At 68.1% G+C, this 12,914-nt stretch carries 10 protein-coding genes and 1 pseudogene; 5 read left to right on the top strand and 6 right to left on the bottom strand.

Annotated elements, in window-relative coordinates:
• Positions 1 to 3: 3 nt before the first annotated feature.
• The 3 genes from DTA22_RS23285 to DTA22_RS23275 are packed head-to-tail and all read right to left on the bottom strand — an operon-like array spanning position 4 to position 2,252.
• The gene (locus DTA22_RS23285; protein ID WP_174233854.1) at positions 4 to 807 is read right to left on the bottom strand and encodes an alpha/beta fold hydrolase; all 804 of its coding nucleotides are present in this window, start codon (positions 805 to 807) and stop codon (positions 4 to 6) included.
• 3 nt (positions 808 to 810) lie between these two features.
• The gene (locus DTA22_RS23280) at positions 811 to 1,824 is read right to left on the bottom strand and encodes an aldo/keto reductase (protein WP_112301047.1); all 1,014 of its coding nucleotides are present in this window, start codon (positions 1,822 to 1,824) and stop codon (positions 811 to 813) included.
• 17 nt (positions 1,825 to 1,841) lie between these two features.
• Positions 1,842 to 2,252 (bottom strand): MerR family transcriptional regulator, encoded by a 411-nt coding sequence (locus DTA22_RS23275; protein ID WP_112301046.1) that lies wholly within the window; start codon positions 2,250 to 2,252, stop codon positions 1,842 to 1,844.
• Between the two features lie 140 nt (positions 2,253 to 2,392).
• On the opposite strand from DTA22_RS23275, the gene DTA22_RS23270 reads away from it, so the two are divergent.
• A complete protein-coding gene (locus DTA22_RS23270; RefSeq protein WP_112301045.1) occupies positions 2,393 to 3,817 on the top strand; it encodes a purine-cytosine permease family protein in 1,425 nt (474 codons plus the stop codon).
• Here the strand turns inward: DTA22_RS23270 and DTA22_RS23265 are convergent.
• Positions 3,782 to 5,311, bottom strand: coding sequence for a PucR family transcriptional regulator (locus tag DTA22_RS23265; protein WP_112301044.1), 1,530 nt, complete (start codon positions 5,309 to 5,311; stop codon positions 3,782 to 3,784). The two genes, DTA22_RS23270 and DTA22_RS23265, sit on opposite strands and share 36 nt — an antisense overlap.
• Before the next feature lie 104 nt (positions 5,312 to 5,415).
• On the opposite strand from DTA22_RS23265, the gene DTA22_RS23260 reads away from it, so the two are divergent.
• A complete protein-coding gene (locus DTA22_RS23260) occupies positions 5,416 to 5,895 on the top strand; it encodes a nucleoside deaminase (RefSeq protein ID WP_112301043.1) in 480 nt (159 codons plus the stop codon).
• Positions 5,892 to 6,847, top strand: a pseudogene (locus DTA22_RS23255) (isopenicillin N synthase family dioxygenase). Before DTA22_RS23260 ends, DTA22_RS23255 begins: the two are co-directional and overlap by 4 nt.
• Before the next feature lie 32 nt (positions 6,848 to 6,879).
• On the opposite strand, the gene DTA22_RS23250 reads toward DTA22_RS23255, so the two are convergent.
• Positions 6,880 to 8,478, bottom strand: a complete 1,599-nt coding sequence (locus DTA22_RS23250) for an ABC-F family ATP-binding cassette domain-containing protein (RefSeq protein WP_112301042.1) — start codon at positions 8,476 to 8,478, stop codon at positions 6,880 to 6,882.
• A gap of 141 nt (positions 8,479 to 8,619) precedes the next feature.
• The gene (locus DTA22_RS23245; RefSeq protein ID WP_037232898.1) at positions 8,620 to 9,186 is read right to left on the bottom strand and encodes a hypothetical protein; all 567 of its coding nucleotides are present in this window, start codon (positions 9,184 to 9,186) and stop codon (positions 8,620 to 8,622) included.
• Positions 9,187 to 9,281: 95 nt separating this feature from the next.
• Between DTA22_RS23245 and DTA22_RS23240 the strand changes: the two genes are divergently transcribed.
• Entirely contained in the window at positions 9,282 to 11,090 is a 1,809-nt protein-coding gene (locus tag DTA22_RS23240) for a penicillin-binding transpeptidase domain-containing protein (protein WP_112301041.1), read from the top strand.
• Positions 11,091 to 11,186: 96 nt separating this feature from the next.
• Complete coding sequence (locus tag DTA22_RS23235) at positions 11,187 to 12,866, top strand: NTF2-like N-terminal transpeptidase domain-containing protein (RefSeq protein WP_081792393.1); 1,680 nt, start codon at positions 11,187 to 11,189, stop codon at positions 12,864 to 12,866.
• The last annotated feature ends 48 nt before the right edge of the window (positions 12,867 to 12,914 follow it).

The following is a 12,914-nucleotide window of genomic DNA, read 5'->3' as shown; positions in this document are numbered from 1 at the left end:
CGGTCACACCGAAGCGAGGAACGGCTCGACGGCCGCGAGCACTTCGGTGCTCGCGGCCACGGCCGTCGAGTGGTCGAAACCGGGCAGGATCGTCAGCGACGCACCGGGAATCAGTGCTGCCACCCGCTGGGTGTCGCCGATCCGCTCGGCGTCGTCCGAGCCGACGAACAGCAGGGTGGGGACGGCGATCCCGCGCAGGACGTCGTCGTCCACTCCCAGCTCCACACCGGAACGCCGCATGTACGCGGCGAGCGCCTTTGCGTCGTTCGCCATGAACGCCGCCCGGGTGCCGGCGTCGATCGGCCACGCGCGCCGGGCATTCCACTGACCCAGGAACGCATCCATGCCGTCCCGTTCGAGGACGTCGATGCAGCCCGGGAAGAACAGGCGGTCGAACGCGCCGGCCTGCGGTCGGCTGCTGCCGCCGCCGACGATCAGGCTCTCCAGCCGTTCTGGCGCCCCGACCGCCAAGGCCAGCGCGACCCGGCCGCCGAGCGAATACCCCAAGACGTGCGCGCTGGGAAGATCCAGGTGGTCGAGGACTGCCAGGACGTCGCCGCTGACCAGATCCATCGCGTACGCGCTCTCGTCGTGCGGCTTGTCGCTGCGCCCGTGGCCCCGCAGATCGACCAGGATCAGCCGGTATCGGTCACGCAACGCGGCGACGTAACCGAAACCGCGCCAGATCGCGTGGGAGAGCGCCGTGCCGTGGATGAGAACGAGGGGCTCGCCGTCGCCGACCGTCTTGTACGCGATCCGGACACCGTCGACGGGGTTGGTAGCGTGCTGCACCCGCCCAGTCTGCATCACTCAGAAGTCGCGGCCCTCCGACACCCACTGCAGATCCTCCGAACGCGCACCCTCCACGTGCTCCCCGGCCGAGTTCAGCACCGCCAGCTGCGCCGCATCGAGTTCGATACCGAGAGCACCGGCGTTCTCCGTCACCCGTTCCGCACTGCGGGTTCCGGGGATGGGTACGACCGGAAGTCCGAACTCGCGGCCTTGCGCGTAGAGCCACGCCAGCGCAACCTGTGCGGGTGTGGCACCCAGCACGTGTGCGACCGAATTCACCGCGTCCACCACGCCGAGGTTCCGCCGCAGCGTGCCCGCCGCGAACCGGGGGAGAGTCCGCCGGAAGTCGTTGGGCGCCAGGGTGCCGACGTCGGTGACGGTCCCGGTGAGGAACCCCCGGCCGAGCGGCGAGTAGGGGACGAACCCGACACCCAGTGCGGCCGCCGCCGGCACGGTTCGCGCCTCGACGTCGCGGCTCCAGATGCTCCATTCCGACTGGATCGCCGTGATGGGATGCACCGCGTGCGCGGACGCCAGCTCTCCGGCCGTCACCTCCGACAGTCCGAGGTGCCGCACCTTGCCCGCCGCCACCAGTTCGGCCATCGCACCGACGGTGTCCTCGACCGGAACCGACGGGTCGGGGCGGTGCAGGTAGTAGAGGTCGATCGTGTCGATACCGAGCCGGCGCAAGCTGGCGTCCACCGCCTCGTGGACGTAGGCGCGGTCGCCGCGGATCGAGGCGCCACCCTCGCTCCGTTTCCTCGGATCCCCCAGAATTCCGAACTTGGTTGCCAGCGTGACTTCCTCGCGCCGACCCTTCAGCAACTGCGCGATCAACCGTTCGTTGTCGCCGGCGCCGTACACGTCGGCGGTGTCGAGGAAACTCACTCCGAGATCCACCGCGTGATGCAGTGTGGCGAGCGCCTTCCCCGGTTCGACCCCGCCGTAGACGGGTGTGAGAGCCATTCCTCCGAAACCCATGTCGGAGACGGTGAGCGAGTCACCCAGGGTTGTCGTACCTATACCGGTCATGCTTCTCCTCGTCGTTGTCAGGTGCGGTTGTCGTCGGTCCCTGCGATGAGGGCCCGGTAGTGATCGACCTTCGTGTCGAGGGCCGCCAGGGCGTCGTCGAGCCTCGCCTGCTGAGCGCGGATGCGTTCGCGGTGCTCGAGGAGCAACGACAACCGCCGCCCGTGCGTCTCGGCGCCGCCGGCCAGCAGCACCGCGAATCGCTGCATGTCACTGGTCGGCATGCCCGTGGTCCGCAGCTTCACCAGCAGTTCGATCAGCCGCACGTCCCGCTCGCTGTAACGGCGGCGACGGTCCGAACCCCGCGCGATTGTGGGAATCATGCCCTCGCGCTCGTACCAGCGCAGGGTGTCCTGTGTGAGGCCCGTGATCGCCGCGACCTCCGAGATGCTCGCGAACGCTCCGGTCGACTGCTCCAACTGGGTGGCCATGACTGAACCGTACGACCTGGAGTGCACTCCAACGCAAGACCCGGGGGCGCCCCCGTCTCGTCGATCTGTCCGCACCGGGAGCCCGTTTGCCGGACACATTGTCGGTTGTCGCTGCCGGCCTGGGCGAACACAGTGCTTCTATGGCAATCACCGAGGGCACCACGAGCGACGCGACCGCTGCCGAACTCGAGTACGGCGACCGTGTCCTGGCCGTCGAACCGGGCGGAAACGAATTCATCCCGCACGAGGTCCGGCACGGGACTCCACGTCAGCTGTTCTGGACGTGGATGTCGCCGAACCTGGAGTTCGCCACGATCTTCATCGGGGTCCTGTCCGTGTCGGTGTTCGGGATGACGTTCTGGCAGGCGACGCTCGGGCTCGTCCTCGGCACGGGCCTCGGGGCTGCCGCGCACTACGTTCTGTCCGCGCGAGGTCCCCTGCACGGCGTTCCGCAGATGGTGCTCGGACGCCTCGGCTTCGGCTACTGGGGCAACGCCCTTCCGTCGGCGTTCATGTCGATCATGTGCGGCGTCGGCTGGTTCGCCACCAACAGCGTCAGTGGAGCGTTCGCACTCAACACACTGACCGGTCTGGCGCCCCTGCCCTCGCTGCTCGTGATCGTCGTCATCCAGACCGTGTTCGCGTTCTTCGGGCACAACCTGGTCCAGGCGTTCGAGCGTTATGCGTTCCCCGTGCTGGCCGTGATCTTTGCGATCACCGCAGTGGTCGTGCTCGCGAAGTCGAACCCGGGGGCACCCGCGGTCGAGGGCGGTGTCGGCGGAATGGGCGGGTTCCTCCTCACCGTCGGAACGGCGTTCGGCTACGCCGCCGGGTGGACGCCCTACGCCGCCGACTACACGCGCTATCTGCCCGCTACCGTCTCGACGGTCCGCACCGGGCTGTTCGCCTCGGCCGGACTGTTCGTCTCCTGCGTCGCACTGTCGGTCGTCGGCGCCGCCTCCGTGACGATCGGCGCACCGGCATCCGACAACCCGACCGACGCCTTCACTGCGAATCTTCCCTCGGCACTGGCGAACCTGACGCTGCTCGCCATCGCACTCGGGGCGGTCGCGGCCAACGCCCTCAACGTGTATTCCGGGTCGATGGCCTTCGTGACCATCGGGCTGAAGTTGCCGCTGAAGACGCAGCGGGCAGTGGTCACCATGATGTTCGGAGTCGTCGGATTCCTCGTGGCGTGGTGGGCGCTCGCCGACGCCGCCGCGAGTTACGAGGCCTTCCTGCTCATCGTCGCCTACTGGATCGGACCGTGGCTGGGCATCATGTTCGCCGACCAGTACCTGCGCCGCGGACAGCGGATCGACAACCTCCTGTACAACCGCGAGTACCGCAACCGGGGTGGTCTGACCGCGTTCGTGATCGCCCTCGTCGGATCCGTCCTGTTGTTCTCCAATCAGGAGAAGTTCGTCGGCTACGTCGTGCGCGCGGTACCCGAACTCGGCGACATCACGTTCTTCGTCGGCTTCGTGCTTGCCGGAGCGCTCTACTTCGCGATCAACGGTGCCAGGATCTCAGGTGGCCAACCTGTTGGCGCACAGGGCAAGTAGCAGCGAACCGTACATCGACGGCGAACCCGGGTCGTATCCGAGCAACGCCCGGATACGCTCGAGACGCTGATACAGCGATTGCCGGCCGAGATGCAGCGCCGACGCCGAACTGGTGGCGCTGCACCCGTGCCGAAGATGCACCTCCAGCGTACGGACCAGGTCGCTCGAATGGGTGCGATCCCACTCCACCAGCGGCGCAATGGTTGTCGCGACCATCCGCTCCCTGACGTCGGGAGGTAGCCGGTCGAGCGTGAGTTCCGGGGCGAGTTCGCGCGTCGTCGTCACCACCCGTCCCGCCAGCCACGACCGCCGGGCGGCCATGGCGAGGCGCAGTCCCGAGCGGGCGGTGTGCAGCGCGGCACCGACGTCTCCGGGAGCGAAGTCGCACGGATCGCCGACCACCACCGTCACCCCGTCGGTGATGTTGGACGCCAACGATTCCTGAAAACAACCGGTGACCGTACCCACCGCGTCGACCGCAGATGCGGGTAACGCGATCAGACCGAACGTGCTCGCGTGGACCTCCGAACGCAGGCACGGCTGTCCGAGCAGTTTCGCGGCCGAATCCAGCAACCGGGTGGCGATGCGCGAACCCGGCGAATCGATGGCGATCGCGACCACCCGGTTGCCCGGCGCGGGATGGAACCCGGCAGCGGCGGACCGCACCGTGAGGTCGATCTGCCGGACGTCGCTGCGATCCAGCAGATCCGACACCAGCGCGGCCGCGGCACGCTGGGGACGTCCGGCGAGGCTGCCCGAGTAGGTGAGTGCCAACCCCAGCGACGCCGTGGATCGTTCGAGCAGCGCACGCAACACGGACGAGTCCATGGTGGAACCCGGCCCGGCCGTCAACATCCCCCACGCGCCATCGCGGGAATGGATGGTGGCCGTGACGGTTCCGGCGTCGGCTGCCGCCCAGGCCGCGCGGTCGTCGTCGACGCCGTGCGCCGCGACCAGCGCCCCGCTGCCGCTGGTGACGATCAGCGGGCAACCGCTCGCCTCGCTGATGCGCTCGAGCAACCGGGCCACCCCGTTGCCTGCCATCAGTTCGGCGTCCAGGACGCGGGACAGTTCGTTCTGGGTCCGGAGGGCCGACACCTCCCGGGAGATGATCTCGGTGTTGGCGTTCTGGCAGAGTTCGATGAACGGGACCACCGTCCGGAGCGCGATCAGCGGCAGGTCCAGGGCGGCCGCCTCCTCGATCATGTCGCCCGGAACGGCATCGAACGTCCGGCCCAATTCGATCGCCACGCCCGCGACGTTGCGTTCCCCGACCTCGCGGAGATAGTGCCTGCGCGTGCCGGGATCCACACCGGACAGACCCAGCCCGGTGGTCAGCAGCAACTCGTCCCCGGACAGCAGCGGGCTGATCTCGTAGATCTCACTGGAGTGCACCCAGCGCACCGTGCGGCCGAGCTGCGACTTCCCGGCCAGGACCTGCGGGTTCGCACCGAGGAACTGGTTACGGAGCAACTCGCGCACGGTCAACGACATCGTCGAACCCTCCTCCGGAGGCGGACAGTCTGTACAGGTTAAGTCCCGTTCGTTACCACAGTGTGTCCGTTGTGGTCGCAGCGTCCGAGACGGAAGGTAGAGGTATGTCGATCTCTGTGAACTCTGCGCGGATGGCCCTCGACCCCGAGGAACTGCTGACCGTCGCGATCGCCGAAGCCGAACTCGGCAAACGCGAGGGCGGGATACCGATCGGGGCTGCACTCTTCGCCGGTGACGGAACCCTGCTGGGCAGCGGCCGCAACCGACGGGTCCAGCACGCCGATCCGTCCGTCCACGGTGAGACGGACGCGTTCCGGGCCGCCGGGCGCCAGCGCGACTACCGCTCGACGATCATGGTGACGACCCTGTCCCCGTGCTGGTACTGCAGTGGTCTGGTCCGGCAGTTCAACATCGGCGCGATCGTCGTGGGGGAGAGCGTCACGTTCACCGGCGGCCACGAATGGCTCCGCGAGAACGGCGTGGACGTGACCGTGCTGCGCGATCAACGCTGCATCGACCTCATGACCGAATTCGTCGAGAACCAGCCCGAACTCTGGAACGAAGACATTGGAGTAGCCGAATGACCCCGATCGCCACCGTCGACATCGCACTCTGGCGGGCGGGCGGACCCTCCGCCGCGGCCGTCGCCCGGGACGTCGACGAGGGACTGCAGCGCGCCGGTTTCCTCCTCGTCCGGGGCCACGGGGTGACGCGCGACCTGGCCGCGGACGTACGGGCCGCCGCGCGCCGGTTCTTCGCACTCCCCGAAGAGGTGAAGGCGCGGTACTCGGCGATCGTGGGCGAACGCGGCTGGATCGGGCCCGGGATGGAGGCCAACGGCTATGCCGAGGGCACCGAGACGCCCCCGGACCTCAAGGAGACGTTCGCCATCGGGGCCGAGACGTGCACCGGGGATCCCGTCGTCGACGACGTGTGTTCAAGCCCAACGTGTGGCCCACCGAAGTGGTGGAACTGCGCGACCTACTCACCACCTACATCGAGGCGATGCGCCGGCTCTCCGACGACCTCCTCGCCCTGTTCTCGGCGGCACTCACACTGCCCGCCAACCCCTTCGACGGACTCGCGGACCGCCCGACGTGGACATGCAACATCAACCACTACCCGCCGATGTCGTCGGTGGGGGAGCCCGAGCCGGGCCAGTTCCGGATCGGGCCGCACACCGACTTCGGCACCGTCACCGTCCTCGACCGGGAACCCGGCGCGGGCGGACTCCAGGTGTACACCGACGAAGGCGGCTGGGAGGACGCGCCGTACGACCCCGACGCTCTCACCGTCAACATCGGTGACCTCCTCGAGTACTGGAGCGGCAAGCGCTGGCCGTCGGGCCGGCACCGTGTGCTGCCGCCGCAGGCCGATGCCCCCGAAGAAGACCTGGTGTCGCTCATCTACTTCTACGAACTCAACCACGACGCGCAGGTGACACCGCTCGAGCCGCCGATCGGAACCGTCGCCGGGCTCGGGCCCGTCACGTCGGCGGACTTCATCAAGACCCGTCTCGACGCGATCACGCTATAGGCCCCGCCCGTGCGCCTTTTTGGTAGCCGGGGCTACCCGAAAGGCGCACGGGTCCGAAGCGCCTCGTCGGTCAGCTCCAGCCACCGGGTGACACCGATGTCGGAGAGGAACTGCCGGTCGTGGCTGACCACGATCAACGCGCCGCGGTAGCTGCGGAGCGCCTGCGTGAGGTGCGCGAGGCTCGGCAGGTCGAGGTTGTTGGTCGGCTCGTCCAGCAACAACAGCCGCGGGGCGGGTTCGGCCAGCAGGATGGTCGCGAGCGCCGCCCGCAACCGTTCCCCACCCGACAATGCGGATGCGAGCACGTCGGAATCGTTGCCGCGGAACAGGAACCGGGCCAGCTGGGCGCGGATCTGTTCCTGCGACGCGTGGGGCGCCGCCACGGCCACGTTCTCCGCCACCGTGAGCGATTCGTCGAACACGTCGAGGCGCTGCGGCAGGGCCTTGAACGGAACCCGCGGTCCCGCGGCCACGACGGCGTCGAGCAGGGTCGTCTTCCCGACGCCGTTGCGTCCGACGAGGGCGATCCGCTCGGGACCGACGACGTCCAGCGACACCTGCTGTCCGCCGAGCAGGCTCACGTCCCGGACGGAGACCACCTCCTGACCCGAGTGCACCTCGGTGGCCGGGAGATCGATCCGCACCTCGCGGTCGTCCCGCAGTGCACTCTCCGCCTCCGTCAACGACACCCGCGCTTCGTCGACCTTCGCGATGTGGTTGTTCCGCAGCTTCCCCGCGGATTCCTGCGCCTGACGCTTCCGCAGCCCCATCACGATCTTCGGCTCGCGCTTGTTCTCGAACATCTTCTGCCCGTACCGCTTACGACGGTCGATCTTGATGCGGGCCTCGACGAGTTCCCGCTTCTGCTTCTGCACATCGCTGCGGGCATCACGCACCGCCGCCCGCGCGGCCTCCTGCTCCGCCTCGACGATCTCCTGGTAGGCACTGAAGTTGCCGCCGAACATGTGGACCTCGCCACCACGCAACTCCGCGACGGAATTCATGAGATCGAGCAGGTCGCGGTCGTGGCTGACCACCAGCAGGGTGCCCGGAAACTGCTGCACCACCTCGTAGAGCTTGCTGCGGGACGCGCTGTCGAGGTTGTTGGTGGGCTCGTCGAGGAGCAGCACCTCCGGTTCCTTCAACAGTTGCGCGGTGAGGCCGAGCAGCACCGTCTCGCCGCCGGACAGGGTGCCGACGGTGCGATCGAGGTCGGACGTGCTGCCGAGCACGCGTTCGAGACCGAGCCGGTGCAGGGTCGAGACGGCTCGTTCCTCGATGTCCCAGCGGCCGGTCGCCGCATCGAAATCCTCGGGTGTGCCGTCGCCGGACTCGATGCGGTGCAACGCCGCCCGGAGGTCGGCGATGCCGAGGATCCGGTCGACCGTCAGCGTGGGATCGAGTGTGATGTCCTGCGGCAGATACGCCACCTCACCCTGAGCCGTCACCGATCCGCGGTCGGGGTGCAGGCGCCCGGCGATCAGCCGGAGCAGCGTGGATTTACCGGAACCGTTGAGACCGACCACGCCGGTGCGTCCGGGTCCGAAGACGGCGTCGAGGCCGTCGAAGACCGGCTCGCCGTCGGGCCAGGTGAACGTGAGGTCGGACAGGGACAGATATGACTGGGCCATGGGGTACTCCCGAGGTGTGTGCGGATGAAGACTCGCGTGACTACCTCGTCAGGAGCAATGGACCGTTCCCCTCTGTCTGACGCGCCCGGTGCGCATCGGTGACGTTCACGATAGGACGCCGCCGATGCCCGCGCAATCGATTTAAATCTGGGGGCCGTCGGCCCGGAGTTCGTCCACCTTCGCCATGGCTTCGCGGAGTTCGGCGAGCCACTGTTCGCTGTGCTGGCCGGCCAGGCGCACCGTCCACATCAGGGCGTCCGACCGCGACCGTGCCACACCGGCGTCGACGAGCGTGTCGAGAACCTTGCGTTCCGGTTGGCGGAGCCGGGTCATCACCGGAACGGCGAGGTGAGTGAACAGCGTCTTGTGGCCGTCGAGGCTCACGCCCCACGCGACCTTGCGCCCGTATCGCCTCTCGGCCTCGTCGGCGATGCGCATCCGATCGCCCCGGGTGGTTTCGCGGAACCGGGAGATGCGTCCGTCGATGGCGGCCTCGGAACCGGAGTCGGCGGATTCGACGGGCGGCAGTTCGCCGACCACCACGATCTCCTCGCGGTCGACCTCGACGGTCGCGGGGCCGGTGAACCAGTCGTCGGGAAGACGGCCGGCGAACCATTCGGCCGCATCGGTCGCATCGGGGACATCCGCCTGCTGCCATCCACCGGGCCGGCCGAAGCGGCGGGGGCCCGGACCTTGTGTGTTCCTCATGGCGTCCTCCTGGGGACCCTGGTGCCGCGATCACTGTGATGCAGCACTGATTACATGATTACACCAATTATTCGAAGCGCGCCACCACGTCAGGCATGATCGAGTCCGTGCGCACCTCAACCGTTCGTCACAGCCCCATCCGTCCCACCCCCACCCGGAAGGCAGCGGCCGGAATCGCCGTCCTCGCGTCCGTGCTCTCCGCCTGCGGACTCTTCGGGCCGGACCAGCCCGACACCGTCTCGCAGCAGTTCGCCGACGCCCTGAACAGTGACGACGTGCAGGCCGCTGCCGAACTCACCACCGATCCGGCCGCGGCCACCGCCGCGATCACGGCGATGTACGACGGGCTCGGAAACAAGGACGGAACGTTCACCCGCACCGACGTGCATGAGTCGGGCGACGACGGCGGAACGTTCACGATGGACGTGTCGTGGCCGTTCGCCCCGGGGCAGGAGTGGAAGTACAGCACCACCGGCAGCGCCACCAAGGATGGCGACGACTGGAAGATCGTCTGGGACCCGGCCGTGCTCGCACCCGGTCTCACCGACGACACCACCGTCCGGTACACCACCACGACCGGGGCGCCGCCGAAAGTCCTCGCCGCGGGTGGGGCGCCGATCCTCGATCAACAGGTCGTGACGCTCGTCAACCTCGAACCAGGTGCGGACACCGCGGCGGTGGCCGCGTTGCTCTCGCCCATCGCCCCGACGATCACCGCAGCCTCGCTCCAGCAGGATCTGGCCGGCGCCCAGGGCAAGCCGGTCACGGCCATCTCGCTGCGCGCCGAGGACCTGGCGCCGATCGAACCGCAGTTGCGGCAACTCGCCGGAGTGACACTGGCCCCGCAGACCAGGCTGCTCAGCACCGACAAGGCGCTGGCCTCACCCACCCTGGCGGGCCTCGGCGACCTGTGGCAGGAGGGGCAGGACGCCTCCGCCGGCTGGGCGGTGCAGCTGGTCGGCCAGGACGGCGCGGCGAAGAGCATCGCCGGTGAGCAGGGACCCGACGCCCCCGACATCGCGACGACCCTCGACCTCCCGATGCAGATGGCTGCCGAGCGGGCGCTCGCCGACGTGCCGCAGCAGGCCGCGATCGTCGCCCTGCGACCCTCCACCGGGGAGGTGCTGGCGGTCGCGCAGAACGCGCCGGCCGACGCACTCGGGCCGATCGCGCTGACCGGCCTCTACCCGCCGGGATCCACGTTCAAGACCGTGACGACGTCCGCGGCCCTGCAGGCCGGTGCCGCCACACCCGACACTGTTCTGCCCTGCCCCGGCACCGAGAACATCGAGGGCAGGCAGATCCCCAACGACGACGAGTTCGACCTGGGCGCGGTCCCGCTGCACACCGCCTTCGCGCGGTCGTGCAACACCACCATGGGACGGTTGGCGGTCGGCTTGCCGCCCGACGCCCTGCAGCAGGCCGCGCTGCAGTTCGGGCTCGGCGTCGACTACGTGACGCCCGGGCTCACGACCGTGACCGGCAACGTGCCCGTCGCCGACAGTCCGGCGGCCCGTGTCGAGTCCGGGATCGGGCAGGGGCAGGTGACCGCGACGCCGTTCGGGATGGCCATGGTGGCCGCCTCCATCGCGAACGGTTCGACGCCGTCGCCTATGATCGTGCAAGGCCAACCGGGAACAGCCGACAAGACGGCACCCACCGTGCCTGCGAACGTCACCTCCGACCTCCGGACGATGATGCGTGAAACTGTGACGGGCGGTACCGCTACTGCGCTGCAGGACATTCCGGGACTGCTCGGCAAAACGGGCACGGCCGAGTCGGGAAATGGCCCCGCGCACGGCTGGTTCGTCGGAATCAAGGACGACCTAGCATTTGCCGTATTTATAGCAACAGGTGACAGTTCGGCCCCTGCTGTGCAGGCTGCGGGGCGTTTTCTTCGATAAACCCGTTCGCGCGTTGCTGTTCGGGGATAAGTTGTGGCTCAACCGTAACTCCTTCGTAGGCAAATGGTGCTTGTTACGCATGTGACTGAAAGCAAGATGGTGGACATGGGGAATGGACGATCGCTTGGCCGCCGCAACAGATATGTGATCGCCCTGACGTCGGCTGTCGTTCTGGCGGTGATTCTGGCGTCGTGTGTGCTGTCGAAAGAGGAGGCGACCGCTCAGTCGGTCGTCGACGACTTCGTCAACGCACTGAACGAGGGCGACGCCGCTGCCGCGGCAGCGCAGACCTCTTATCCCAACGCCGCGGAGACGGCGATTCAGCAGATGTTCGACGGACTCAAACCCGAGGACGCCAAGTTCGACCTGACCCAGTTCATGGATCTCGGCTCGGATTCCGGCTTCTTCACCGTCGGTGCCGCTTGGCATTTCGGTGAGGGCAAGGATTGGACCTACCAGGTTCAGGGTGGTGTGCGGAACCTGTCCGTCGGCTGGCGCATCTCCTGGGATCCGTCGATCCTCGCGCCCGACCTGGGCAACGGGCGTATCGTCCGCTACGACCGGACGGACGCCGCTCCGCCGCGGGTCTTCGACGCGTTCGGTGCGTTGCTCATGAACGAGCAGACCATCAACTCGGTCACCCTCGATCCCGCCACGATGCCCGATCCTGTCGCGACCACCCGGCGTCTCGCGGAGGTCCTCGAGCCGGTGGCGCCCCTCGTGACGTCCGACACGATGATGGCGGAGATGGCCGAGAAGCCCGGCCAGCAGGTCACCGCCGTGCTGCTGCGCGACCAGGACTGGGAGTTCCTCGAGGAGGATCTCGCGATCCCCGGCGTCGTCACCATCAAGACGCCGAAGCTCATCACAGCGGATCGACGCATCACGACACCGCTGCTGGATCCGCTGCGCAAGGTGTGGCAGGCGAACCGGGACGCCACGGCCGGCTGGGCCGTCCACCTCGTGGACCCCGACGGCACGCTCATTCCGCAGGCAGGTTTCCAGGGCCCGCCCGGACCGGACATCGTCGCGACCATGGACTCCCGCCTGCAGCTGGCAGCAGAGGAAGCCGTGGTCAGCGTCGGCACCCCCGCGACGATCGTCGCGATCCAGCCGTCGTCCGGCGCCGTGCTGGCCGCCGCGCAGAACAATCAGGCGATGGAGCAGGGGCCGATCGCGTTCCAGGGGCTCTACCCCGCCGGATCGAACCTCGACCTGGTGAAGAAGGCCGCCGGACTGCAGAAGGGCGTCGACCCGTCCTCGCTGTCGATCGAGGACATCGAGAAGGCGGGCAATCAGCTCGGGCTCGGCATGAACTACAAGATCCCGGGCCTCGACCATCAGACCGCCGTCTTCACCGCCGACCAGTCGGGCATGAACCAGGTGATGAACCGTAAGGACAGCGACCTGCCCGCCGTGACACCGTTCGGGATGGCCATGCTGGCCGCGTCGATCGCGCGGGGCAGCGCGCCCGCGCCGATGATCGTCCAGGGACAGCCGGGCACCACGGACGTGGCCGCTCAGCCGCTTCCGGCGAACGTCAACGACCAGCTCCGTGGCATGATGCGCGACAACGTGGTGCGGGGCGGGGCGTCGTTCCTCAACGGCTACCCGGACCTCATGGGCATGAACGGTGCGAGCGGCGACGACCGCTGGTTCTACGGCTCACGCGGCGACCTGGCCTTCGCGGTCTTCGTCGCCGACGCCGACGGTGGCGACCGCGCGGTGAAGATGACCGACATGCTCTTCCGTGAGATGGCGAAGCCGGCGAACTGAGGGCGGGCCGTCCGCGCTGAGGGAGTAAGTGAGCAAGGGTAAGTTTCT

Origin of the sequence: Rhodococcus wratislaviensis (assembly GCF_900455735.1) — a bacterium.
Classification (GTDB): domain Bacteria; phylum Actinomycetota; class Actinomycetes; order Mycobacteriales; family Mycobacteriaceae; genus Rhodococcus_F; species Rhodococcus_F wratislaviensis.
The sequence above is the reverse complement of the archived record's forward strand: the minus strand, read 5'-3'. Positions and strand labels throughout refer to the sequence as shown.

Bases quoted from the DNA above. Each gene is read 5' to 3' on its own strand.
- DTA22_RS23260 (WP_112301043.1), top strand. From the start codon at position 5,416: ATGTCGATCTCTGTGAACTCTGCGCGGATGGCCCTCGACCCCGAGGAA.
- DTA22_RS23240 (WP_112301041.1), top strand. From the start codon at position 9,282: ATGATCGAGTCCGTGCGCACCTCAACCGTTCGTCACAGCCCCATCCGT.
- DTA22_RS23270 (WP_112301045.1), top strand. From the start codon at position 2,393: ATGGCAATCACCGAGGGCACCACGAGCGACGCGACCGCTGCCGAACTC.
- DTA22_RS23245 (WP_037232898.1), bottom strand. From the start codon at position 9,186: ATGAGGAACACACAAGGTCCGGGCCCCCGCCGCTTCGGCCGGCCCGGT.
- DTA22_RS23235 (WP_081792393.1), top strand. From the start codon at position 11,187: ATGGTGGACATGGGGAATGGACGATCGCTTGGCCGCCGCAACAGATAT.
- DTA22_RS23285 (WP_174233854.1), bottom strand. From the start codon at position 807: ATGCAGACTGGGCGGGTGCAGCACGCTACCAACCCCGTCGACGGTGTC.
- DTA22_RS23250 (WP_112301042.1), bottom strand. From the start codon at position 8,478: ATGGCCCAGTCATATCTGTCCCTGTCCGACCTCACGTTCACCTGGCCC.
- DTA22_RS23265 (WP_112301044.1), bottom strand. From the start codon at position 5,311: ATGTCGTTGACCGTGCGCGAGTTGCTCCGTAACCAGTTCCTCGGTGCG.
- DTA22_RS23275 (WP_112301046.1), bottom strand. From the start codon at position 2,252: ATGGCCACCCAGTTGGAGCAGTCGACCGGAGCGTTCGCGAGCATCTCG.
- DTA22_RS23280 (WP_112301047.1), bottom strand. From the start codon at position 1,824: ATGACCGGTATAGGTACGACAACCCTGGGTGACTCGCTCACCGTCTCC.